The sequence below is a fragment of the Streptomyces sp. NPDC023481 genome (assembly GCF_055560195.1).
In genome coordinates, this window is record NZ_JBVHJE010000010.1 from 1 (window position 1) to 23599 (window position 23599).

A 23599-nucleotide genomic window follows, 5' to 3' on the forward strand; every position below is an offset into this window, starting at 1 on the left:
TCCACCACGTGGGAGACGATCTCGATGCCGGCCGTCTCCTTCAGGTACGACCGGGCGACCGCGCCCAGCGCGACCCGGGCCGCCGTCTCCCGGGCTGAGGCGCGCTCCAGGATCGGGCGGGCCTCGTCGAAGCCGTACTTCTGCATGCCCGCAAGGTCGGCGTGGCCGGGACGGGGGCGGGTCAGGGGCGCGTTGCGGGCCAGGTCGGCGAGCACCTCGGGGTCGACCGGGTCGGCCGCCATGACCTGGTCCCACTTCGGCCACTCGGTGTTGCCCACCATGATCGCCACCGGGGAACCGAGCGTCAGACCGTGCCGGACACCACCCAGGAAGGTGACCTCGTCCCGCTCGAACTTCATGCGGGCACCACGGCCATAGCCGAGCCGCCGCCGCGCCAGGTGGTCCGCCACCATGTCCGTGGTGATCGGCACGCCGGCGGGAAGACCCTCCAGCGTCGCGACGAGTGCGGGACCGTGGGACTCCCCCGCGGTCAGCCAACGCAGCCTGCTCAACGGTGCTCCTCAGTGCTCGCGCCCGGTACTGCCCTGCGCACGCGCGTCCTCGCGTACGGCGACGGCGTCACCGGGTGCGCGACCCCGGTACGCCACCTCCGATCCTCCCACGTCCGGGGCCGGGAACCGGCCGCCGGTCCAGCAGGCGGACGCGTGCGCGGACGTCAGCGGGCCGCGAGCGCCTTCTCGCCGGCGTGCCGCATGGCCTCCAGCGGGCCCGGGATGTGCCCGGTCATCTGCTCGAACTGGAGTACAGCCTGGTGGACCAGCAGGTCCAGGCCGCTGACCACGGCGCCGCCGAACATGGACCAGCGGGCCGCCAGCTCGGTGGGCCAGGGTTCGTAGAGCACGTCGAAGAGGGTGGCGGGGCGTTCGGGTACGGCGGTGGCGAGGGCGTCGGTGGTGCCGGCGGGCGTGGTGGCGATCACCAGCGGGGAGCGCAGCGCCTCGGCCGCATCCGACCAGGAGGCCGTACGGACCTCCACGTCGAGGCGTTCGCCCCACTGCCGCATCTCGGCGGCGCGGGCCTCGCTGCGGACGTAGGCGACGACCTCCCCGGTGCAGACCCGGGCCAGCGCGGCGAGCGCGGAGGAGGCGGTGGCGCCGGCGCCGAGGATCGCGGCGGAGTCGACCTGTTCGATGCCGTGCTCGCGCAGGGCGGCCACCATGCCCGGGATGTCGGTGTTGTCGCCGAGCCGGCGTCCGTCCTCGGTGAGGACGAGCGTGTTGACGGCGTCGACCGAGGCGGCCGTGTCGCTGATCTCGTCCAGCAGCGGGATGACCGCCCGCTTCAGCGGCATGGTCAGCGACAGCCCGGCCCACTGCGGGCCGAGCCCGTCCAGGAAGCCGGGCAGGGCGGCCTCGTCGACGTCGAAGCTGTCGTACGACCAGCCGGTGAGACCGGCCGCCTCGTACGCGGCCCGGTGCAGCACCGGGGAGAGGGAGTGGGCGATCGGCGAACCGAGCACGGCGGCACGACGGCCGTCAGTTGCCCGCGTTGGCATTGAACTTGTCCTTGAGCTCGAGGAATTCCGCGTAGGTCTTGGCGAACTCGGTGTTGTTGGTCCCGTCGGTCGCCACGAAATAGATCCAGCCGTCGTGGGTCGGATTCAGGGTCGCCTTCAGCGCGTCCTCGCCGGGGTTGCCGATCGGGCCGGGCGGAAGTCCGGGGTGACGGTAGGTGTTGTACGGGCTCGGGTTGCTGTTGATCTCCTTCTCGGAGATATGGATGTTGCTCGTGCCCTTGAGGTAGTTGTAGGTCGAGTCGAACTGCAGCAGCCGGTTGGTCTCGGTGTTGGTGGGCTTCAGGCGGTTGTAGACCACCTCCGCCATCTTGCGGAAGTCCTCGTGGGTCTTGCCCTCCGCCTGGACCAGGCTCGCGACCGTGACGAGCTGGAACGCGTTGTCCAGGCCGAGCGCCCTCGCCTTCTCGGTGAGGCCGTAGGCGGCGTACTTCTGCTTGGCCTGGGCGACCATCTGTTTCAGGACGGCCTCGGGCTTCATGCCCTTGGCGGCCGGATAGGTGCCCGGGAAGAGGAAGCCCTCCAGCGGATCCTTGAGTTCGGCGTTGTTGCGCGTCCAGGCCGGCAGGCCGAGGCTCTTGTACTGCTGGTCGGCGACCTTCTTCGTGGCGCCCTTGGACAGTTCGAGTTTCTTGTCGATGGCCGCGTACACACCCGAATTGCGTTCGCCCGGGGTGACGACCACATTGTTCTGGCTGCGCGGGTCCATCATGAGCCGGACCGCGCTGGCGGCGGACATCTCCTTTTTCAGGAGATACGCGCCGGCCTGGATTCCGTCGGCGCCCGGAGTGCTGGTCTGGGCGTGCACGAAAGCCTCGGCACTCTTGACGACCCCGGCCTCCTTCAGCCGGCGGCCGATCTCCCAGCCGCCCGCGCCCTTCGGGATCTCGACGGTCACCGTCTGGCTGACGCCGTCGCCCGCGAAGTCCGGAGCAGTGCCGAAACGATTTTGGTAGAACTGGTAGCCGAAATACCCGATCCCCGCGAGGCCGCCGCCGAACACCAGGACGACCACCATGCAGGCGCAGCCGGTGCGCCGCTTCTTGCTCTTGACGGGTTTCCTGCCCTTGCCGCGCCGCTCCCGCCGGCTCTGCAGCTCGTGCTCCTCGTCGTCCTCCTCGCCGCCCCCGGCGAGGAAGGCGTGCTCCTCCTCGTCCGCCGTCTCCGGTTCCGGTTCCGGCTCGGGGCGCCTGCGGCCGGGCGGCTCCGGCGGCGGGTAGGCGTCCTCGGTGGGATAGAAGTCGGGCTGCTCCGCGCCGTAGGCCACGGCCTGCTGGCCGTACGGGTCGCCGGGGTCGGCCGCGTACGGCACCTGGCCGTGGGTGCCGGTCGCGTCCCAGCCACCCTGGGGGAACTGCTGCTGCTGCCCCTGGAACGACTGGTCGTACTGCTGCTGACCGGATCCGTCCGGGTACACGTGCTGCTGCCCGTCGTACCCGGGCTGCTGCTCCTGGCTCCAGTCGCCGTACTGCGACGCCTGCGCATGGTGCTGGGACCGGCCGTCGTAAGGGGACTGCCGACCCGCGTGGGCCTGCTGTCCACCCCATCCGCCGTCCCCGTACAACGGGTCCTCCGGATGCCACGGTTCGGAGCCTTGGCCCCGGCCATACTCAGTCATCGATCCCCTAGAGCCGCGAGGCCGACGGTCACGCGGCCGGTGGGTCGGCTTCCGTTCCGCCTCTTGCTGTGCCCCGGCTGTTCGAACACCGGCGCATCGCGCGGAACGTTACCGTATCGCGATCAGATGACCACTTCGACGCCTTCACCGGGTGGATTACCTGACACCCGTTCGGATTCCAGGGCCTGCTGCAAAATGATGACGGCGGCGGCCTGGTCGATGACCGCGCGGCCCTTCTTCGACTTCACGCCCGAGGCGCGCAGTCCCTGACTGGCCGTCACCGTCGTCATCCGCTCGTCCACCAGCCGCACCGGCACCGGCCTGACGCCCTTGGCCAGCTCCTGGGCGAAAGCGCGGACCTTGACCGCGGCCGGCCCCTCGCCCCCCTTGAGGGAGCGGGGGAGGCCGACGACGACCTCGATCGGTTCGTACTCCGCCACCAGTTGCCGCAACCGGCGGTGGGCGGCGGGGATGTCCCGGCCGGGGACGGTCTCCACCGGGGTGGCGAGAATCCCGTCGGGGTCGCACGAGGCGACCCCGATCCGGGCGTCCCCGACGTCGATCGCGAGCCGACGTCCTCTGCGCATGTCGGTGACCGTTCCCTACTTCGCGGTCTCGGCGACCAGGCGCTCGACGGCGTCGACAGCCTCGCCGACGGCGGCCGGGTTCTGGCCGCCGCCCTGGGCGACGTCCGGCTTGCCGCCACCGCCGCCGCCGAGCGTCTTGGCGGCCGTACGCACCAGGTCACCGGCCTTCAGACCGCGCTCGCGAGCGGCGTCGTTGGTGGCGATGACCGTGAGCGGCTTGCCGTTGTTCACCGTGAAGAGGGCCACCACGGCGGCCCGCCCGCCCTGGATGCGGCCGCGCACGTCGAGGACCAGCTTGCGCAGGTCGTCCGGGGTGGTGCCGTCCGGGACCTGGCCGGTGACGAGGGCGACGCCCCGCACGTCCTTGGCGGACCCGGCAAGACCGGCGGCGGCCTGGAGGACCTTCTCGGCGCGGAACTTCTCGATCTCCTTCTCGGCGTCCTTCAGCTTGCCGAGCATCGAGGAGACCTTCTCCGGCAGCTCCTCCGGGCGCCCCTTGAGCAGCTCGGTCAGCTGGTTGACGACCGTGTGCTCACGGGCGAGGAAGTGGTAGGCGTCCACACCGACGAGGGCCTCGATACGGCGGACACCCGAGCCGATGGAGGACTCGCCGAGCAACTTCACCAGGCCCAGCTGGGCGGTGTTGTGCACGTGCGTGCCGCCGCACAGCTCCTTGGAGAAGTCGCCGATGGTCACGACGCGCACCCGCTCGCCGTACTTCTCGCCGAACTCGGCGATGGCGCCCTGCTTCCTGGCCTCGTCGATGCCCATGACCTCGGCCTGCACGTCGAGGTCGCGGCTCAGCACCTCGTTGATCTTCTGCTCGACGTCGGTCATCACGGCCGTCGGCACGGCCGAGGGGGAACCGAAGTCGAAGCGGAAGCGGCCCGGCTGGTTCTCGGAGCCGGCCTGGGCGGCCGTCGGGCCGAGGGCGTCGCGCAGGGCCTGGTGGGTGAGGTGGGTGGCCGAGTGGGCGCGGGCGATGGCCGTACGGCGGCGGGCGTCGATGGAGGCGTGGGCCTTGGCGCCGACCGTCACCTCGCCGACCTGGACGACGCCCTTGTGGACGTACACCCCCGGGACCGGCTTCTGGCAGTCGCGGACCTCGATGACGGCACCGGAGTCGACCCTGATCCTTCCGGTGTCGCCGATCTGGCCGCCGCCCTCGGCGTAGAACGGGGTGCGGTCCAGGACGACCTCGACCTCGTCGCCCTCGGTGGCGGCCGGGGAGGAGGCGCCGTCGACCAGGATGCCGACGATCGTGGACTCGCCCTCGGTGTCGGTGTAGCCGATGAAGTCGGTCTCGCCGGCGGCGTCGGCGATCTCGCGGTAGGCACCGAGGTCGGCGTGGCCGGTCTTCTTGGCCTGGGCGTCGGCCTTGGCGCGCTCCCGCTGCTCCTTCATCAGGCGGCGGAAGCCCTCCTCGTCCACGGACAGCCCCTGCTCGGCGGCCATCTCCAGGGTGAGGTCGATCGGGAAGCCCCAGGTGTCGTGGAGCAGGAACGCCTTGTCGCCGGGGAGCACGGCCGAGCCCGAGGCCTTGGTCTCGCTGACGGCGTTGTCGAGGATGGTGGTGCCGGCCTTCAGCGTCTTCAGGAAGGCGTTCTCCTCGGCGAGGGCGACCTTCTCGATGCGCTCGCGGTCGGTGATCAGCTCCGGGTACTGCTGGCCCATCATCCGGATGACGGTGTCGATCAGTTCCCTGACGACCGGGCCGGTGGCGCCGAGCAGGCGCATGTTGCGGATGGCGCGGCGCATGATGCGGCGCAGCACGTACCCGCGGCCCTCGTTGCCGGGGGTGACGCCGTCACCGATGAGCATGGTGGCGGTGCGCATGTGGTCGGTGACCACGCGCAGGGAGACGTCCGAGGCGTGGGCGTCGCCGTAGCGCACGCCGGTCAGCTCGGTGGCCTTGTCGATGACGGCCATGGAGGTGTCGATCTCGTACATGTTCTGCACGCCCTGCAGAATCATGGCGAGCCGCTCCAGGCCGAGGCCCGTGTCGATGTTCTTGCTCGGCAGGTCCCCGAGGATCTCGAAGTTGTCCTTGCCGATGCCCTCGCCCCGCTCGTACTGCATGAAGACGAGGTTCCAGATCTCCACGTACCGCTCGTCGTTGACGGCCGGGCCGCCCTCGACGCCGAACTCGGGGCCGCGGTCGTAGTTGATCTCGGAGCAGGGACCGCAGGGGCCGGGGACGCCCATGGACCAGTAGTTGTCCTTCATGCCCAGGCGCTGGATGCGCTCCTTGGGCACGCCGACGACCTCGTGCCAGATGCGCTCGGCCTCGTCGTCGTCCTTGTAGACGGTGATCCACAGACGTTCGGGGTCGAGGCCGTAACCGCCCTTGTCCTGGGGCGTGGTGAGCAGCTCCCAGGCGTAACCGATGGCGCCTTCCTTGAAGTAGTCGCCGAAGGAGAAGTTGCCGCACATCTGGAAGAACGTGCCGTGGCGGGTGGTCTTGCCGACCTCTTCGATGTCGGGGGTGCGCACGCACTTCTGCACGCTGGTGGCGCGCGGGAACGGGGGCTTGACCTCACCCAGGAAGTAGGGCTTGAAGGGCACCATGCCGGCGGGGACGAGGAGCAGAGTCGGGTCGTCCGCGATGAGCGACGCCGAAGGGACGACGGTGTGCCCGCGCTCCTCGAAGAAGCTCAGCCAGCGGCGGCGAATCTCGGCCGACTCCATCAGTGGTCCTCATTCCGGTTGTACGAGTACGTCGTGTTCTCGACGTACTTCGGGTTGCTGCGGTTGTTCTCGATGGCGGCGTACCGCCGGGGCGCCGCGAGTTCCGGGCTGTCCTGGATGCCGAGGGCCTCCTCCAGCTCGGCCTCCCGCTGGGCCATGTTGTCGCGGACGTCGAGCGCGAAGCCGACCGCGCGGTCCTTCAGCCGCTGACCGGTCTCCAGGGCCTTGTTCGCCGCGGTGGCGGCGAGGCTCTCCGGGGTCAGTTGCCGCAGCTTGCGGTTGACCTTGGTGGTGGCCCACACACCGGCGGCGACACCGGTGGTGAACCAGAACGTACGACGGAACATCGCTCGGTCTCAGTCCTTACTTCCGCTTGCGTCGTGCGGCGGGGACGGTCCGGCCCACGATCACGGTACGCCGGGGCGACGTGCCGGGCACGTCCTCCTTGCGTCCGCCGAGCGCCCGGCGTACGCCGTAGCCGAAGGCCGCGACCTTCACCAGGGGGCCGCCGAAGGTGGAGGCGACGGTGGTGGACAGCGCGGAGGCGTTCGACGTGACCTCCTGGACGTCGGAGGCGATCGCGTCGACGCGGTCGATCTGGGTCTGCGCCGAGCGCACGGCCTCGGAGGCGTCGGCGAGCAGCGGCACCGCCTGGTCGGTCACGTCCGCGACGAGCTTGGTGGTCGCCTTGAGCGTCTGGGCCAGCCTCGCCAGTGCGACCGCGAGGAAGGAGACCAGGATCGCCCAGAAGACGGCCACCAGGATCCCGGCCACCTCACCACCGGACACTGTGCGCACCCGCTCCCTGAAACGTGCTCTGAACATCCGAACCATGAAAAAGCAGTGCCCCGAGCCTATCGCGCCGGGGCCGCGGCTCCGTACCCGATTACCGGGCGGGGCGAGCGGAGTTAAGGGAAGCGGCTGTACGCATTGAACACGGTTCAGTACGCTCCGTGTCCCATGCGAGGTCCTCACAGTCCCGGCTCCTGGACGGACGGCGAGCCGCCCGTCGAACTCACCGCCTTCGTCGGGCGCTCGGCCGAGCTGACCGAGCTGACGGCGGCGCTCGGCCGGACACGACTGCTGACCGTGACCGGGGTGGGCGGGGTCGGCAAGTCCCGGCTGGCCGCGCGGGCGGCGGCCCGCTGGGCCGGCGCCGGGGCGCCGGGCGGGCCGGGCTGGGGGCGGGTGGAGCTGTCGCCCGTGCGGGACCCGCAGTTCGTGGAGTACGCGGTCGTGGAGGCGCTGGGGCTGACCGACCACACCGCCCGTCTGCCCCGGGAAGCGCTGCTGGAGCACCTGGCGGGCCGGCCGGCGCTGCTGGTGCTGGACGGGTTCGAGCACCTGGTGAGCGCCTGCGCCGAGCTGACGGCGGAGCTGCTGCGCACCCTGCCGGAGCTGCGCGTGCTGGCCGTGGGCCGGCGTCCGCTCGGCCTCGCGGGCGAGCGGCTGTTCCCGCTGGCGCCGCTCGGCGAGGACGAGGCGGTGGAGCTGTTCACGGACCGGGCGCGAACGCACGGGGTGCCGGTGGCCGACGACACCGAGGTGCGGGAGCTGTGCCGGCGGCTGGAGGGGCTGCCGCTGGCGCTGGAGCTGGCGGCCGGGCGGCTGCGGGCGCTGTCCCCGGCGCAGCTGCTGCAACGGCTCGACGACCGGTTCCGGCTGCTGACCGGCGGCGGCCGGGACGTCCTGCCCCGGCACCAGACGCTGCGCACGGCGATCGGCTGGAGCCACGAGCTGTGCACGCCGGCCGAACGGCTCCTGTGGGCACGGCTGTCGGCGTTCGCGGGGACCTTCGACCTGGAGGCGGCCGAGTACGTGTGCAGCGGTGACGGGCTGGCCGCCGAGGACGTCCTGGACGTGCTGTCGGAGCTGCTCGCCCAGTCGGTCGTCTCCCGCGAGGAGACCCCGGCGGGCCCCCGCTACCGGATGCTGGACACCGTCCGGGCCTACGGCGCCGGGTGGCTGGAGGCGACGGGGGACGCGGGCCGGCTGCGCAGACGGCACCGGGACTGGTACCTGGGCCTGGCGACCTGGTGCGAGCTGGAGTGGTTCTCGCCCCGGCAGCGTGAGGTGGCCGCGCGGGTCGACGCCGAGCTGTCGAACCTGCGGGCGGCGTTGGAGTTCTGCCTGACCGAGCCGGAGGAGGCGCATCTGGGCCAGCACCTGGCGGGCTCGCTGTGGTTCTGCTGGGTGGGCTGCGGCCGGCTGATGGAGGGGCGGCGCTGGCTGGAGCGCAGCGTGGAGCTGGACTCGGAGTACGAGCAGTCCCGGCTGAAGGCGCTGTGGGTGCTCGGCTACGTGGCGATCCTGCAGGGCGACACCGTACCGGCGCTCAAGGCGCTGCACGCCTGCCGGGAGCAGGCGGAGCGGTCGGCCGACCCGGCGGCGGTGGCGTACGCCGAGCACCGCACCGGCTGTCTGGCCCTGGTCTCCGACGACATGGCCCGCGCGGAGACGCTGCTGCGGTCGGCGCTGGAGCGCTACCAGGAGATCGGCGAGCTGAACAGCAACGTCCTGATGGGTCAGGTGGAGCTGGCGATGGCGCGGGCGTTCCAGGGGGACCTGGCGGACGCGGTGCGGTTGTGCGAGGACGTGCGCCGGGTGTGCGAGGACCACGGGGAGCGCTGGGCGCGGTCGTACGCGCTGTACGTGCTGGCGTACGCGGCCTGGCAGGGCGGCGATCCGGGCCGCGCGCGGGAGTTGCTCGCGGAGTGCCTGGACAACGCGCACATCTTCCGCGACCTGCTCGGGACGGTGCTGTCGATCGAGCTGCTGGCCCTGGTGACGGTGACGCGGGGCGACGCGGTGGAGGCGGCGGTGCTCCAGGGCGCCGCCGGGCGGATGTGGCCCTCGGTCGGACTGCCGCTGTTCGGTTCGGCGTACTACAACGCCCCGCACGAGCTGTGCGAGGCGACGGCCCGGGAGGCGCTGGGCGACGAGCGGTACGAGGAGTGGGTGCACCGGGGGGCGCGGCTGGACCGGGAGACGGCGGTGGCCCGGGCGCTCAGCGACGACGTCCGGCCGCTGCCGGCGCTGCCCACGCCCCGGGGGCCGGTGCCGCACACCCGCTCCGGACAGCGCGAACCCGCCGCCTCGCCCACCCGGAAGGGCGGGGAGACGGCGGGCTGAGGTGCTGCGCCGGGGCTGGGATCAGCGGGCGTAGTACTCGACGACGAGCTGCTCGTCGCAGATCACCGGGATCTCCTTGCGGTTCGGCTCGCGGTCCAGGCGGAACGCCAGGGCCTTGAGGTTCACCTGCAGGTAGCGCGGGGTCTCGCCGTCGGGGGCGAAGCCACCCTCACGGGCGATCTGGAAGAGCGTCTTGTCCTTGGAGCGGTCGCGGACCTGCACGACGTCGTCCGGGCGGACACGGAAGGACGGCTTGTCGACCTTCTGGCCGTTGACCTGGATGTGGCCGTGGACGACCATCTGGCGGGCCTGGTAGATGGTGCGGGCGATGCCCGAACGCAGGACCAGGGCGTCGAGACGGCGCTCCAGCTCGATGATCAGGGCCTCACCGGTCTTGCCCTGGACCTTGGAGGCACGCTCGTAGGCGCGGACGAGCTGGCGCTCGGACACGTCGTACTGCGCGCGCAGACGCTGCTTCTCCAGCAGACGGACCTTGTAGTCCGAGTTCTGCTTGCGGCCACGGCCGTGCTCACCCGGCGGGTAGGGGCGGGCCTCGAAGTACTTGACGGCCTTCGGGGTCAGCGCGATACCGAGGGCACGCGACTTCTTGACCTTGGGGCGGGACTGGTTCGCCACTCTTGTCTCATTTCCTAGTTTCCGGCTTGTCAGGTCATGGGGAGGTCGCATTCGCAGCCGGGAAAACCCGCCGGGTCCACAGGGGACCTGTCGGGCAGCCGCTTCCCTGGTCTGGGCACATACGTGCAGCACGCGAGTGGCCCACCGACCGTCCCGGCGGTGCGGGTGGTGGTGGGCTGCCCGCGACACCGTTCGACGGTGCGCGACGCTCCTGGAGTCCGTCCGCGAGGGACTGGACGTCCGGCTGGCCGTCCCGCTCTGACAGCACGGGACTCAGCACTTCGGGGCAGTCTACAGGGTGCTCAGGACCGCTTGCGACCGAGGTGGGCGCGGGTCCACTCCACGGCGTCCGCGTATCTGGCCTCGGCGCCGTGCCGGCCCGGCGCGTAGTACTCGCGGTCCTTCAGGGCGTCCGGGGCGTACTGCTGCTCGGCGATGCCCTCGGGCAGGTCGTGCGGGTACACGTACCCCTGGGCGTGGCCGAGTTTGGCGGCGCCCTGGTAGTGCCCGTCACGCAGATGCCGCGGCACCGGGCCGGCCAGGCCCTTGCGTACGTCGTCCAGGGCGGCGCCGATCGCGGTGGTCGCGGAGTTGGACTTGGGCGCGAGGGCCAGGGCGATGGTGGCGTGGCTGAGGGTGAGGGCGGCCTCCGGGAAGCCGATCATGGCGACGGCCTGGGCGGCGGCGACCGCGATCGGCAGGGCGTTGGGGTCGGCCAGGCCGATGTCCTCGCTGGCGGAGATCATCAGGCGGCGGGCGATGAACCGGGGGTCCTCGCCGGCCTCGATCATGCGGGCCAGGTAGTGCAGGGCGGCGTCCACGTCGGAGCCGCGGATGGACTTGATGAGGGCGCTGGCGACGTCGTAGTGCTGGTCGCCGTCGCGGTCGTACTTCACGGCGGCCCGGTCGACGGTCCGCTCCAGCGTCCGCAGGCCGATCTCGCTCTCGCCCTGGTCCAGGGCGGCTCCGGCGGCGGCCTCCAGGGCGGTCAGGGCGCGCCGGGCGTCGCCGCCGGCGATCCGCAGCAGGTGCGCCTCGGTGTCCTCGGGGAGGCCGACGGCGCCCTTCAGGCCGCGTTCGTCGCTCAGCGCGCGCCGCAGCAGGCCCCGGATGTCGTCGTCGGTGAGCGGTTCGAGGGTGAGCAGCAGCGAGCGGGAGAGCAGTGGGGAGATCACCGAGAAGTAGGGGTTCTCCGTGGTGGCCGCGATCAGGGTCACCCAGCGGTTCTCCACGGCCGGCAGCAGGGAGTCCTGCTGTGCCTTGCTGAAGCGGTGGATCTCGTCCAGGAAGAGGACGGTCTCCTTGCCGAAGCCGCCGGTGGCGCGGCGGGCGCCGTCGATGACGGCGCGGACCTCCTTGACGCCGGCCGTGATCGCGGACAGTTCCACGAACCGCTTGTTCGTCGCCTTGGACACGACGTACGCCAGGGTGGTCTTGCCGGTGCCGGGCGGGCCCCACAGGATCACCGAGGACGGGCCGGCGGGGCCGCCGTTGCCCTCGCCGACCAGCCGGCGCAGTGGGGAGCCGGGGGTGAGCAGGTGCTGCTGGCCCACGACCTCGTCGAGTGTACGCGGGCGCATGCGCACCGCCAGGGGGCTGGCCGCCGGGTCCTTCTCCTGGCGTTCTTCTGCTGCTGCGGTGAAGAGGTCGGGTTCCACGCTGAAACCCTAGAACACCGCACTGACAATCGGGTCCGGGCCGCCGGCCGGTCCCTCCCGGCCCGTGGGCCGACCCGTCAGCCGGTCCGTCAGCTGGTCCAGAAGTCCCACCATCGGGTGAGGACCAGCATGCCGATGACGCCGACGTGCAGGACCGGGAGCACCCAGGTGAACTCGCCGGCGAAGGTCTTCAGCGGGCGCGGGGACGGCAGGAATCCGTTGCGGACGTTGAACGAGGTGACGTACCAGAACATGGTGATCGTGGCGACCCAGGCCAGCGAGCACCACAGGCACAGCGCGTTGATCCGGTACAGGGACTGGAACTGCAGCCAGGTGCAGAAGGCCACGCCGAACAGCGTGCCGAGGTTGAAGGTCAGCCAGTACCAGCGCGGGAAGCGGGCGCGGGCCAGCAGGCTCATGCCGACGCAGACGACGATGCCGTAGGCGACCAGGCCGAGCATCGGGTTGGGGAAGCCGAAGACGGCGGCCTGCTTGCTCTCCATGACGCTGCCGCAGGAGACCACCGGGTTCAGGCTGCACCCGGGGGTGAACGACCGGCCGGCGACCTTGGCTTCCAGCAGCTTGAACTTGTCGATCGTGATGACCCAGGCGGCCAGCAGTCCGGCCGCGCCGGTGATCACCAGCAGGAGGGCGAAGGCCCGGCTGCCGCCCACCGCGCGCGGGGCGTCGGCGGCGCGCTCCGGACCGGGCTCCGCGGAGACGTCTTTGACTGTCGTCTTGCTCATCACGCCGATTCCGTCACTTGAGAGTCGGAACATCTTCGGGCAGGGGTCATTGTGCCGCACGCGCGTGTGTGCGCACCGTTCGCTCCGCATAAGGATGTACGTACGACGCGTGCCTCGGTCCGGTTCCGGACAGAGCCGGCCGGCCGGAAACACAGGGGCGCCGGACGCCCCCTCGGGGAGCGTCCGGCGCCCACGCGCGCGTGCGGATCAGCCGAGCCGGGACTCCAGCTCCGCGACGATCTCGTTGACGCCGATCGCCGTCTGCTCGCCGGACTCCATGTCCTTGAGCTGGACGACGCCCTCGGCGAGGTCGCGCTCGCCGGCGACGATCGTGTACCGGGCGCCCGAGCGGTTGGCGTTCTTCATGGCGCCCTTCAGGCCCTTGCCGCCGTACGCGAAGTCCGCCGCGATGCCCACCTTGCGCAGGTCGGTGATCTTCCCGAACAGCACCCGGCGGGCCTCCTCGCCGAGCGGTACGGCGTAGACCGACGTGGCGGACGGGATGTCGAGCCGCACACCCTCGGCCTCCAGCGCGAGGACCGTGCGGTCGACGCCCAGGGCCCAGCCGACCGACGGCAGCGCGGGGCCGCCGATCATCTCGGACAGGCCGTCGTACCGGCCGCCGCCGCCCACGGCGGACTGCGAGCCCAGGCCGTCGTGCACGAACTCGAAGGTGGTGCGGGTGTAGTAGTCCAGGCCGCGCACCAGCTTCGGGTCGTCCTCGAAGGCGACACCGGCCGCCGTGATCAGCTCGCGGACCTCCTCGTGGTACGCCTTGCAGGCGTCGCACAGGTAGTCGCGCAGCAGCGGGGCGCCCGTGAGCTGCTTCTGGACCGACTCGCGCTTGTCGTCGAGGACCCGCAGCGGGTTGATGTCGACGCGCCGGCGGGTGTCCTCGTCCAGGTCCAGGCCGTGCAGGAACTCCTGGAGCGCGCTCCGGTACACCGGGCGGCACTCCTTGTCGCCCAGGCTGTTGAGCAGGATGCGGAAGTTCCTCAGGCCCAGCGAGCGGTATGCCTGGTCGGCCAGGATGATCAGCTCGGCGTCGAGCGCCGGGTCCTCGGCGCCGATCGCCTCGGCACCGACCTGGGAGAAGTGGCGGTAACGGCCCTTCTGGGGGCGCTCGTAGCGGTAGTAGGAACCGGAGTACCAGAGCTTGACCGGGAGGTTGCCCGACTTGTGCAGGTTGGCCTCCAGGGCCGCGCGCAGCACGGAGGCGGTGCCCTCGGGGCGCAGGGCGAGCCGGTCGCCGCCCTTGGTCTCGAAGGCGTACATCTCCTTGGTCACGATGTCGGTGGACTCGCCGACTCCGCGTGCGAACAGTTCGACGCTCTCGAAGCCGGGCGTCTCGATGTAGCCGTAACCGGAGTTGCGCAGCGGGGCGGCGATCGCGTCGCGGACCGCGAGGTACTTGGCGGAGTCCGGCGGGATCAGGTCGTAGGTGCCCTTGGGGGCCTTGAAGGTGCTCACGGAAGGTCTCTCGTCACATTCCTCGTCGGGGAGCCTCGGCTCCCTGGCCGGCGGCCACCTGCCGCAGATAGGGGTTGGTGGCGCGCTCCTGGCCGATGGTCGTCTGGGGGCCGTGTCCGGACAGCACCACGGTGGAGTCGTCGAGCGGCAGGCACACACGGGCCAGCGAGTCGAGCATGTCCGCCATGGATCCGCCCGGCATATCGGTGCGTCCGATGGAGCCGGCGAACAGCAGATCCCCGGAGAAGAACACCGACGGGACGTCGGCGGTCTCGGGCATCCGGAAGGTCACCGACCCCCTGGTATGGCCCGGCGCGTGCGCAACGGAGAACTCCAGGCCCGCCAGCTCCAGGGCCGTGCCGTTCGTCAGCTCCCTGACGTCGTCCGGCTCCCCCACGGTCAGCTCGCCCATCAGCGGCATGCCGATGGAACGGCCGAGCGCCTTCTCGGGGTCGCTCATCATGTACCGGTCCTCGGGGTGGATCCAGGCCGGCACGTCGTGCGCCCCGCAGACGGGGACGACCGAGGCCACGTGGTCGATGTGGCCGTGGGTCAGGACGACGGCGACGGGCTTGAGCCGATGCTTCCTCAGCGCTTCCTCGACGCCTTCGGCGGCCTGGTGGCCGGGGTCGATGATCACGCACTTCTCACCGGCGGCGGGGGCGACGAGATAACAGTTCGTCCCCCAGGCCCCGGCGGGGAACCCGGCAATGAGCACGATCGTCCTTCGTTGTGTCGGTTTCACAGGCGGCTGCGGCTGCTCTCAGAGCCTACCGGCGCTGCCGTTTCCTCAGCGAACCCATATACGGTACGGGGCTACACGCAGCGGTCGGCTCACGAGGACGTACGCGTACCGCCCGACACACGACACGCATGAGGAGAGAACCCGGTGGTCAGCCAGGAGCAGCGGCGGCGTCAGCTCGCCCGGGAGAAGTTCTTGCGGCAGCAGCAGCGGCGCACCCAGGCGCGGCGCAGGTCCCGCGTACGCAACTCCGTGATCGCGTCGGTACTCGGCGTGGTCGTGATCGGCAGTGTCGCGCTGTACACGACCGGGGTGCTCAAGAACGACGACAAGAAGACCAACGCGAGCGCCGAGGTCACCCCCAGCCCGACGCCGACGAAGAAGGCACCGGACCCGTGCGCGAAGCCGGCGGCCGGCTCGGTGAAGAAGCAGAGCTGGAAGAAGGAGCCGGCGATGACGATCGACACGTCGGCGAAGTACACGCTGAAGCTCGCGACGACGTGCGGCGACATCGGGGTGGCGCTGAAGACGTCGGCGGCCCCGCACACGGTGAACTCGTTCGACTTCCTGGCCGGCAAGGGCTACTTCGACCACACCAAGTGCCACCGCCTGACGACCCAGAACATCTACGTCCTGCAGTGCGGCGACCCGCAGGGGACCGGCATGGGCGGTCCGGGCTACACGCTCCCGGACGAGAACCTCAAGGACAAGAGCCTGAAGAACAACACCTACCCGGCGGGCACGGTGGCGATGGCCAACACCGGTCAGAAGCACACCGGCGGCAGCCAGTTCTTCCTCGTCTACAAGGACAGCCAGCTGCCGCCGAGCTACACCCCGTTCGGCACGATCGACGCGGCCGGCATGAAGGTGCTGAACAAGATCGCCGCGGCCGGCGAGAGCACCGGCGCCGGTGACGGAGCGCCGAACGCGACGGTCGTGATCAACAAGGCGACGGTCGCCAAGTCCTGAGGTCACCGGACCTTCGGTGACCTCGGGGGCGGCGGCCGACCGCGGAATTTCGGTCGCGCTGGATGCGGACAGGCAACCCGCTGGTCGCCTATGTTGGCCGTGACGAAACTGTGGACGATGCCCGGGGGTGCTTCAGGCCCCTCGCAGGCATCATGTGGAGGAGGCGCTGTGAGCAGCGACCCGTGGGGCCGCGTCGACGAGACGGGGACCGTGTACGTGCGTACGGCCGACGGCGAGCAGGTCGTCGGTTCCTGGCAGGCCGGCTCCCCCGAGGAGGCGCTGGCCTACTTCGAGCGCAAGTACGAGGGCCTGGTTGTCGAGATCGGCCTCCTCGAGAAGCGCGTGCGGACCACCGACCTGTCGGCGAAGGACGCCCAGGCCGCCATCGACCACCTGCGCGAGCAGGTCGACGCCCACCACGCGGTCGGCGACCTGGACGCCCTGCGCGGACGGCTGGACAAGCTGGTCGAGACCGTCGAGGCGCGCCGCGAGGAGCGCAAGGCGCAGCGGGCCAAGCAGTCCGACGAGGCCCGCAAGGCCAAGGAGGACCTGGTAGCCGAGGCGGAGCAGCTGGCCCGGTCCGACCAGTGGCGGGCGGCCGGTGAGCGGCTGCGCGCGCTGGTGGACACCTGGAAGGGCCTGCCCCGGCTGGACCGCAAGTCCGACGACGAGCTGTGGCACCGCTTCTCGCACGCCCGCTCGGCGTTCTCCAAGCGCCGCAAGGCGCACTTCGCGCAGCTGGACGCGCAGCGCGAGGAGGCCCGCCGGGTCAAGGAGCGGCTGGTCGCCGAGGCCGAGGGGCTGTCCGGTTCGACGGACTGGGGGCCGACGGCCGCCCGGTACCGCGAGCTGATGGCGGAGTGGAAGGCCGCGGGCCGCGCACAGCGCGAGCACGAGGACGACCTGTGGAATCGCTTCCGCGGCGCCCAGGACGTGTTCTTCGCCGCCCGCAGCTCGGTGTTCGCCGAACGGGACGCGGAGCAGTCGGAGAACCTGAAGCTGAAGGAGGAGCTGGCCGAGGAGGCCGAGAAGCTCCTGCCGGTCGGCGACCTGAAGGCCGCGCGGGCCGCCTTCCGCTCGATCAACGAGCGCTGGGAGGCCATCGGGCACGTCCCGCGGGACGCCCGGCCGAAGGTCGAGGGCCGGATGCACACCGTCGAGCGGGCGATCCAGGAGGCCGAGGAGGCCGAGTGGCGCCGGACGAACCCGGAGGCACGCGCGCGTGCCGAGGGTCTGACCGGCCAGCTCCAGGCCGCCGTGGACAAGCTGAAGGCGCAGATCGAGCAGGCGCGCGCCCAGGGCAACAACGCCAGGGCCGACAAGCTGGAGAAGGAGCTGGAGGGCCGTCAGGCGCTGCTGGACCAGGCTCTGAAGGGCCTGCACGAGTTCGGCGGCTGATATCCCCCCTCGCTGCGTGAGAAGGCCCCGTACGCGCGTACGGGGCCTTTTCCGTGCCGGTCGGGCGGCGCCCGACCGGCAACGCTACGAGCGGGTGCGTCCGGAGGTCACGCGGTAGACGTCGTACACACCCTCCACGCCGCGTACGGCCTTCAGGACGTGGCCGAGGTGCTTGGGGTCGCCCATCTCGAAGGTGAACCGGGAGGTGGCCACCCGGTCGCGGGACGTCTGCACGGCCGCCGAGAGGATGTTGACGTGCTGGTCGGACAGGACCCGGGTGACGTCCGAGAGCAGGCGCGAGCGGTCCAGGGCCTCGACCTGGATGGCGACCAGGAAGACCGAGGACTGGGTGGGCGCCCACTCGACGTCGAGGATGCGCTCGGGCTCGCGGGACAGCGAGTCGACGTTGACGCAGTCGCTGCGGTGCACGGAGACGCCGCTGCCGCGGGTGACGAAGCCGATGATCGGGTCGCCGGGCACCGGCGTACAGCACCGGGCCAGCTTGACCCACACGTCGTCGACGCCCTTGACCACCACGCCCGGGTCGGCGCTGGAGCGGCGCTTGCGGCCACGGGTGCGGGACGGCGGGACCGTCTCGTCGATCTCCTCGGAGGCCGCCTCCTCGCCGCCCAGGGCCTGGACGAGCTTCTGCACGATGTTCTGCGCCGAGACATGGCCCTCGCCGATCGCCGCGTACAGCGCGGAGATGTCCGAGTAGCGCATCTCGTGGGCGAGCGTGACCAGCGAGTCGCCGGTGAGGATCCGCTGGATCGGCAGGTTCTGCTTGCGCATGGCCCGCACGATGGCGTCCTTGCCCTGCTCGATCGCCTCGTCCCGGCGCTCCTTGGAGAACCAGGCGCGGATCTTGTTGCGGGCCCGCGGTGACTTGACGAAGCCGAGCCAGTCCCGGGAGGGGCCGGCGCCGGCCGCCTTGGAGGTGAAGACCTCCACCAGGTCGCCGTTGTCCAGGGTCGATTCGAGCGGTACGAGACGGCCGTTGACCCGCGCTCCTATGGTGCGGTGGCCGACCTCGGTGTGGACGGCGTACGCGAAGTCCACCGGGGTGGCACCGGCCGGCAACGCGATGACGTCACCCTTGGGCGTGAAGACGAAGACCTCGTTGCGGGACAGGTCGAAGCGCAGCGACTCCAGGAACTCGCCCGGGTCCTCCGTCTCCTTCTGCCAGTCCAGCAACTGGCGCAGCCACGCCATGTCGTTGAGGTGGTCGTCCTTCTTGCCGGCCTTCGGCACGTCGGTACGGACCTTGGAGGCGCCGGCGACGGCCTCCTGCTTGTACTTCCAGTGCGCGGCGATGCCGTACTCGGCGCGGCGGTGCATGTCGAACGTGCGGATCTGCAGTTCGACCGGCTTGCCGTTGGGGCCGATGACCGTCGTGTGCAGCGACTGGTACATGTTGAACTTGGGCATCGCGATGTAGTCCTTGAACCGGCCGGGGACCGGGTTCCATCGCGCGTGCACGGTGCCGAGGGCGGCGTAGCAGTCGCGGACCGTGTCGACCAGGACGCGGATGCCCACCAGGTCGTAGATCTCGGCGAAGTCGCGGCCGCGGACGATCATCTTCTGGTAGACGCTGTAGTAGTGCTTCGGGCGGCCGGTGACGGTCGCCTTGATGCGGGCGGCGCGCAGGTCGGCCTGGACCTCGTCGGTCACTATGGCCAGGTACTCGTCACGCTTCGGTGCCCGCTCGGCCACCAGCCGTACGATTTCGTCGTACATCTTGGGGTAGAGGATCGCGAACGCGAGGTCCTCCAGCTCCCACTTGATGGTGTTCATGCCGAGGCGGTGGGCGAGCGGAGCGTAGATCTCCAGCGTCTCGCGCGCCTTCTTCTCCTGCTTCTCGCGCTTGAGGTAGCGCATGGTGCGCATGTTGTGCAGGCGGTCGGCGAGCTTGATGACCAGGACCCGCGGGTCCTTGGCCATGGCTACGACCATCTTGCGCACGGTCTCGGCCTGCGCGGCCTCGCCGAACTTGACCTTGTCCAGCTTGGTGACGCCGTCCACGAGCAGGGCGACGGTGTCGCCGAAGTCGCGGCGGAGCTGGTCCAGGCCGTACTCGGTGTCCTCGACGGTGTCGTGCAGCAGCCCGGCCATCAGCGTGGCCGGGTCCATGCCCAGCTCGGCGAGGATGGTGGTGACGGCGAGCGGGTGCGTGATGTACGGGTCGCCGCTCTTGCGCTTCTGGCCGCGGTGCCAGCGCTCGGCGACCTGGTAGGCGCGCTCGATCTGGCGCAGCGTGGCGTTCTCGATCTTGGGGTCGTTGCTGCGCACTATCCGCAGCAGCGGCTCCAGGACCGGGTTGTACGGGTTCGCGCGCTGGACGCCGAGGCGGGCGAGGCGAGCCCGGACGCGGTTGGAGGAGCCGGTACGGCCGGGCTGCGCGGCCGGCTGGCGCACCACGGGCGGCTGGGCCGGGCGCTCGGGCGGGGCCGGCTTGGGACGCGAGGACTCGGCGCTCTTCTCGACGGGCGCGGACTGGGCGTGCTCGACCGTCCCGCGGGCGTCGTTCTTCACCTGCGGAGTGCTCGGCGCGGGCTTCGCCGCGGGTGCCGAGGCGGGCTCGGGCTTGGCGGCGGTCAGGTGCTGGGCCTCGTCTGGCAAGAGGGCTCCTCGTGCGCGATCCGGGTCCCCGGTCAGGCTCCGGACATCCATGGTAGCGGCCCCCGCACCCTGACCACCGACAAGGCCCTTCAGTCGTCAGGCGCCCGGGACCCGGCTCGGGGCCCCTGACCTCACTTCAGTCGCGTACCGCTGTCACGTGCGGGCGCAGCGTGACCGGCGGCAGGGGGGTCGGCCACTCGCGTCCATGCGAAGGCACCCCGAGGTCCGGGGTGCCTGTACACGCATGCGTCTGACTCAGAGGGTGAGCAGCGCCTCCAGAGGCGCCCCCGAGAGCACCGGCTCCAGCCGGACGCGGGCATCGAGGAAAGCCAGCTCCATGAGCACCGCGACGCCTGCCACTTCCGCGCCGGCACGGTGGATGAGCTGGATCGCGGCCTGCGCGGTGCCGCCGGTGGCCAGGACGTCGTCCACGATCAGGACGCGGTCGCCGGCCGCCAGGTCCTCCGCGTGCACCTCGATCTCCGCCGAGCCGTACTCCAGGTCGTACGCCTGGCGCAGGGTGGCTCCGGGCAGCTTGCCCGCCTTGCGGACCGGGATGAAGCCGAGGCCCGCGCGGACGGCGACCGGGGCGCCGAGGATGAAGCCCCGGGCCTCCAGGCCGACGACCTTGGTCGCGCCGGTGTTCGCGGCGACCTGGACCAGCGCGTCGGTGAGCGCGGTGAAGGCCGCCGGGTCGGCCAGGAGCGGGGTGATGTCCTTGAACATCACGCCCGGTTCCGGGTAGTCGGCGACGTCGCGGATGCGGCTGAGCAGCAGCTCCTGGATGTCGGTCATCGGCGCTTCCCCGAGGGACGGCCGCGGCCCCGGCCACGGGCCGCGGGCTGGTTGCGCGGGCCCACCACGGCGGGCGCGGCCTCGTCGGCGTCGTCACCGGCCCCGTGGTCCTGCTCGAGGTCCTCCTCCGCGCCGGCCTGGGCGCGCTTGGCGAGGACCCGCTTGGTGAGGGCCTTCATCGCCGGCTCGCGCTCCTTGAGGTCGGCGACCAGCGGAGTGGCGATGAAGATCGACGAGTAGGCACCGGCGGCGAGACCGACGAACAGCGACAGGGAGATGTCGTTGAGCGTGCCCGCGCCGAGGAAGCCGCCGCCGATGAAGAGCAGACCGGCGACCGGCAGCAGCGCGACGACCGTGGTGTTGATCGAGCGGACCAGGGTGCCGTTGATCGACCGGTTGGCGATGTCGCTGTACGTCCAGCGGGTCTGCTTGGTGATGTCCTTCGTCTGCTCCTTCAGGCTGTCGAAGACGACGACCGTGTCGTAGAGCGAGTAACCGAGGATGGTCAGCAGACCGATGACCGTACCGGGTGTGACCTCGAAGCCGACCAGGGCGTAGATACCGGTGGTGATGGTGATGTCGTGGATCAGTGCGACCAGCGCCGCGATGGCCATGCGCCACTCGAACGCGATCGCCAGGTAGATCACGACCAGAACCATGAAGATCGCCAGGCCCTCCCAGGCCTTGTTGGCGATCTGCTCGCCCCAGCTCGGGCCCACCAGGTCGGCGGCGAGCTTCTCCGGGTTGAGGTTCAGGTCCTTGGCCAGCTCCTGCTTGATCCGGTCGGACTGGCCGGTGTCGATGCCCGCGATCTGGATGCGCAGGCTGCCGTTGCCGAGCTTCTGGACGACCGCCTGGTGACCCGAGGCCTCGTTGGCGTACGCCTCGGCCTGGGCCACAGAGGTGCTCATCTTGGTCGGCGTGGTGAAGACCGCGCCGCCCTGGAACTCGATGCCCATGTTCAGGCCGCGCACCGCCAGGCCGAGGATGGCCGTGATGGTGATCAGGATCGAGACGCCGTACCAGATCTTGCGCTTGCCGACGAAGTCGTAGGAGATCTCGCCGCGGTGCAGTCGAGCGCCGAGGTTGCCGAGTTTCGACATCGCTCACGCCTCCTTCGGGTCGGCAGGGCCGGCGACGGGACCGGCGGGACGACGGGTGCGGCGCAGCGGCGGCTTGGCACCCAGGCTCTTCGGGTCGAGGCCGGACCACTTGTGGCCGTCCGCGAAGAACCTGCGGCGGGCCAGGAGCGTCATCAGCGGCTTGGTGAAGAGGAAGACGACGACGACGTCGAGCAGGGTGGTCAGACCCAGCGTGAACGCGAAGCCCTGCACCTTGCCGACGGTGACGATGAACAGCACCGCGGCCGCCAGGAACGACACGAAGTCGGAGACCAGGATGGTGCGCCGGGCGCGCGGCCAGGCCCGCTCCACGGCGGGGCGCAGCGAGCGGCCCTCGCGGATCTCGTCCCGGATGCGTTCGAAGTACACGATGAACGAGTCGGCGGTGATACCGATCGCGACGATGGCACCGCAGACGGCCGGCAGGTTCAGAGCGAAGCCGATGGCCGGGCCGAGCAGCGCCATGATCACGTAGGTGAGGATCGCGGAGACCAGCAGCGAGGCCATGGCCACGAGGGACAGCCCGCGGTAGTACACCACCAGGTAGATCACGACCAGCGCGAGACCGATGGCGCCGGCGAGCAGACCGGCGTGCAGCTGCTCACCGCCGAGCGCGGCGGTGACGGTGGTGACGGACTGCTCCTGGAAGGACAGCGGCAGGGCGCCGTACGACAGCATGTTGGCGAGGCTCTGCGCCTCCTCCTGCTTGAAGCTGCCGGAGATCTCCGCCTGGCCGCCGGTGATGGCGCTGGTCACGTACGGGCTGGAGACGACCTCGCCGTCCAGGACGATGCCGAACTCGTTCTGCGGGGTCTGGTTCTTGGCCAGTTCGCCGGTGATGTCGGCGAACTTCTTGGAGCCGCCGCCGGTGAAGGTCATCTGGACCTGCCAGCCTGCGGCGCCCTGGGTGTTGAAGATGGCCTGCGCCTTCTTCACCTCGGTACCGTCCACGGCGGCCGGGCCGAGGAGGTACTTGTACCAGGCGTCGTGGATCTGGCCGCAGGCCACGGTGGGGTCGCCGGGCTTGACGTTCTTGCCGGCCTTGGCGCGGTCGGTGGGCTTGGTGCAGTCCAGGGCCGCGTACTGGGCCTGGAGCCCGGCCGTCGCGTTCGAGCCGCCGCTCGCGGAGGCCGACGGAGTGGCCGAGGGGCTGCCCGAGGGCTTGCCGCTGCCGGAGGCGCTCGGGGAGGGAGTGGAGTCGGCCTTCAGCGCGTCGCTGACGGCGCGGCCCTGGGAGGTGGCCGAGGCCGTGGGGGACGTGGAGCCGGACGAGGACGCCTTGTCCTTGGCGGAGGCGCTCGACGACGGGCTGGTGCCCGGCTTGGGCGAGGAGCTGCCGCTGGAGGACGCGCCCGGCGAGGGCGTCTTCGCCGCGGGGCCGCTGGGCTCGCTGGCCAGGACCGGCCGGAAGTACAGCTTCGCGGTGGTGCCGACCTGCTCCTGCGCCTCCTTGGAGTTGGTGCCCTTGGGGATGTTGACGATGATGTTGTCGTTCCCCTGGGTCTGCACCTCCGCTTCGGAGACACCCAGGCCGTTGACACGGCGGTTCATGATGTCGACCGCGGTGTCCATGTTGGCCTTGTTGATCGCGGACCCCTGGTCGGCCTTCGCCTTGAGCGTGATGCTCGTACCACCGGCAAGGTCGATGCCGAGACGCGGAGTGGTGTGCCCGGAGAGGAACATCCCCCCGGTGAGCGCCACGATGGCGATCAGGATGAGGGCCAGCGAGCGCCCTGGCTTGCTCTGGGCGCTCGCGCTTCGGCCCCTCTTAGGTGCTGCCACCTTCTCGTACTCCCTCTCGGGCCGCCCCGCGCCCGGTCGGCGCGGTCGGCCATGACGTGGTGTCGGGCTCCCCTGCGGGAAACAGACGCGCCCGGGATCCACGG

General features: G+C 70.7%; 19 protein-coding genes. 3 read left to right on the top strand and 16 right to left on the bottom strand.

Features of this window, described 5'->3' with window-relative positions; translation table 11 throughout:
* The 7 genes from ACZ3ZD_RS20085 to ACZ3ZD_RS20115 form a co-directional block, all read right to left on the bottom strand.
* The coding region (locus tag ACZ3ZD_RS20085) for a chorismate synthase (RefSeq protein WP_467399017.1) at positions 1–512 on the bottom strand (512 nt) is incomplete at its 3' end.
* Positions 513–676: 164 nt separating this feature from the next.
* Entirely contained in the window at positions 677–1516 is an 840-nt protein-coding gene (locus tag ACZ3ZD_RS20090) for a shikimate dehydrogenase (protein ID WP_467399019.1), read from the bottom strand.
* On the bottom strand, positions 1497–3152 hold the full coding sequence (gene mltG / locus ACZ3ZD_RS20095) for an endolytic transglycosylase MltG (protein WP_467399023.1): 1656 nt from the start codon (positions 3150–3152) through the stop codon (positions 1497–1499). Before mltG ends, ACZ3ZD_RS20090 begins: the two co-directional genes overlap by 20 nt.
* A gap of 122 nt (positions 3153–3274) precedes the next feature.
* The gene (ruvX, locus tag ACZ3ZD_RS20100) at positions 3275–3739 is read right to left on the bottom strand and encodes a Holliday junction resolvase RuvX (protein WP_467399025.1); all 465 of its coding nucleotides are present in this window, start codon (positions 3737–3739) and stop codon (positions 3275–3277) included.
* A 15-nt stretch (positions 3740–3754) separates the two neighbouring features.
* Positions 3755–6427: an alanine--tRNA ligase gene (gene alaS / locus ACZ3ZD_RS20105; protein ID WP_467399028.1), complete on the bottom strand. Its 2673-nt coding sequence runs from the start codon at positions 6425–6427 to the stop codon at positions 3755–3757.
* Positions 6427–6774, bottom strand: coding sequence for a hypothetical protein (locus ACZ3ZD_RS20110; protein WP_467399030.1), 348 nt, complete (start codon positions 6772–6774; stop codon positions 6427–6429). The genes alaS and ACZ3ZD_RS20110 overlap by 1 nt, the downstream gene beginning before the upstream one ends.
* 16 nt (positions 6775–6790) lie before the next feature.
* Positions 6791–7225, bottom strand: coding sequence for a DUF948 domain-containing protein (locus ACZ3ZD_RS20115; protein ID WP_467399609.1), 435 nt, complete (start codon positions 7223–7225; stop codon positions 6791–6793).
* A gap of 162 nt (positions 7226–7387) precedes the next feature.
* On the opposite strand from ACZ3ZD_RS20115, the gene ACZ3ZD_RS20120 reads away from it, so the two are divergent.
* A complete protein-coding gene (locus ACZ3ZD_RS20120; protein WP_467399032.1) occupies positions 7388–9559 on the top strand; it encodes an ATP-binding protein in 2172 nt (723 codons plus the stop codon).
* Between the two features lie 21 nt (positions 9560–9580).
* Here ACZ3ZD_RS20120 and rpsD read toward each other — a convergent pair whose 3' ends face one another.
* The 5 genes from rpsD to ACZ3ZD_RS20145 all read right to left on the bottom strand — a co-directional run bounded on the left by rpsD (position 9581) and on the right by ACZ3ZD_RS20145 (position 14787).
* On the bottom strand, positions 9581–10195 hold the full coding sequence (rpsD, locus tag ACZ3ZD_RS20125) for a 30S ribosomal protein S4 (protein WP_066996810.1): 615 nt from the start codon (positions 10193–10195) through the stop codon (positions 9581–9583).
* 302 nt (positions 10196–10497) lie between these two features.
* Entirely contained in the window at positions 10498–11853 is a 1356-nt protein-coding gene (locus tag ACZ3ZD_RS20130; RefSeq protein WP_467399035.1) for a replication-associated recombination protein A, read from the bottom strand.
* A gap of 89 nt (positions 11854–11942) precedes the next feature.
* Complete coding sequence (locus ACZ3ZD_RS20135) at positions 11943–12599, bottom strand: vitamin K epoxide reductase family protein (protein ID WP_467399038.1); 657 nt, start codon at positions 12597–12599, stop codon at positions 11943–11945.
* A 207-nt stretch (positions 12600–12806) separates the two neighbouring features.
* Complete coding sequence (hisS, locus tag ACZ3ZD_RS20140) at positions 12807–14069, bottom strand: histidine--tRNA ligase (RefSeq protein ID WP_467399041.1); 1263 nt, start codon at positions 14067–14069, stop codon at positions 12807–12809.
* A 13-nt stretch (positions 14070–14082) separates the two neighbouring features.
* The gene (locus ACZ3ZD_RS20145; protein ID WP_467399043.1) at positions 14083–14787 is read right to left on the bottom strand and encodes an MBL fold metallo-hydrolase; all 705 of its coding nucleotides are present in this window, start codon (positions 14785–14787) and stop codon (positions 14083–14085) included.
* Between the two features lie 171 nt (positions 14788–14958).
* Between ACZ3ZD_RS20145 and ACZ3ZD_RS20150 the strand changes: the two genes are divergently transcribed.
* The gene (locus ACZ3ZD_RS20150) at positions 14959–15780 is read left to right on the top strand and encodes a peptidylprolyl isomerase (protein WP_467399045.1); all 822 of its coding nucleotides are present in this window, start codon (positions 14959–14961) and stop codon (positions 15778–15780) included.
* Positions 15781–15948: 168 nt separating this feature from the next.
* Positions 15949–17178: a DUF349 domain-containing protein gene (locus ACZ3ZD_RS20155; RefSeq protein ID WP_467399048.1), complete on the top strand. Its 1230-nt coding sequence runs from the start codon at positions 15949–15951 to the stop codon at positions 17176–17178.
* Positions 17179–17262: 84 nt separating this feature from the next.
* On the opposite strand, the gene ACZ3ZD_RS20160 is transcribed toward ACZ3ZD_RS20155, so the two are convergent.
* From ACZ3ZD_RS20160 to secD, 4 genes are all read right to left on the bottom strand, one after another.
* On the bottom strand, positions 17263–19797 hold the full coding sequence (locus ACZ3ZD_RS20160) for a RelA/SpoT family protein (RefSeq protein ID WP_467399050.1): 2535 nt from the start codon (positions 19795–19797) through the stop codon (positions 17263–17265).
* A 255-nt stretch (positions 19798–20052) separates the two neighbouring features.
* Positions 20053–20592 (bottom strand): adenine phosphoribosyltransferase, encoded by a 540-nt coding sequence (locus ACZ3ZD_RS20165; protein ID WP_467399053.1) that lies wholly within the window; start codon positions 20590–20592, stop codon positions 20053–20055.
* On the bottom strand, positions 20589–21695 hold the full coding sequence (gene secF, locus ACZ3ZD_RS20170; protein WP_467399055.1) for a protein translocase subunit SecF: 1107 nt from the start codon (positions 21693–21695) through the stop codon (positions 20589–20591). The genes ACZ3ZD_RS20165 and secF overlap by 4 nt, the downstream gene beginning before the upstream one ends.
* Before the next feature lie 3 nt (positions 21696–21698).
* Complete coding sequence (secD, locus tag ACZ3ZD_RS20175) at positions 21699–23495, bottom strand: protein translocase subunit SecD (RefSeq protein ID WP_467399058.1); 1797 nt, start codon at positions 23493–23495, stop codon at positions 21699–21701.
* Positions 23496–23599 lie beyond the last annotated feature (104 nt).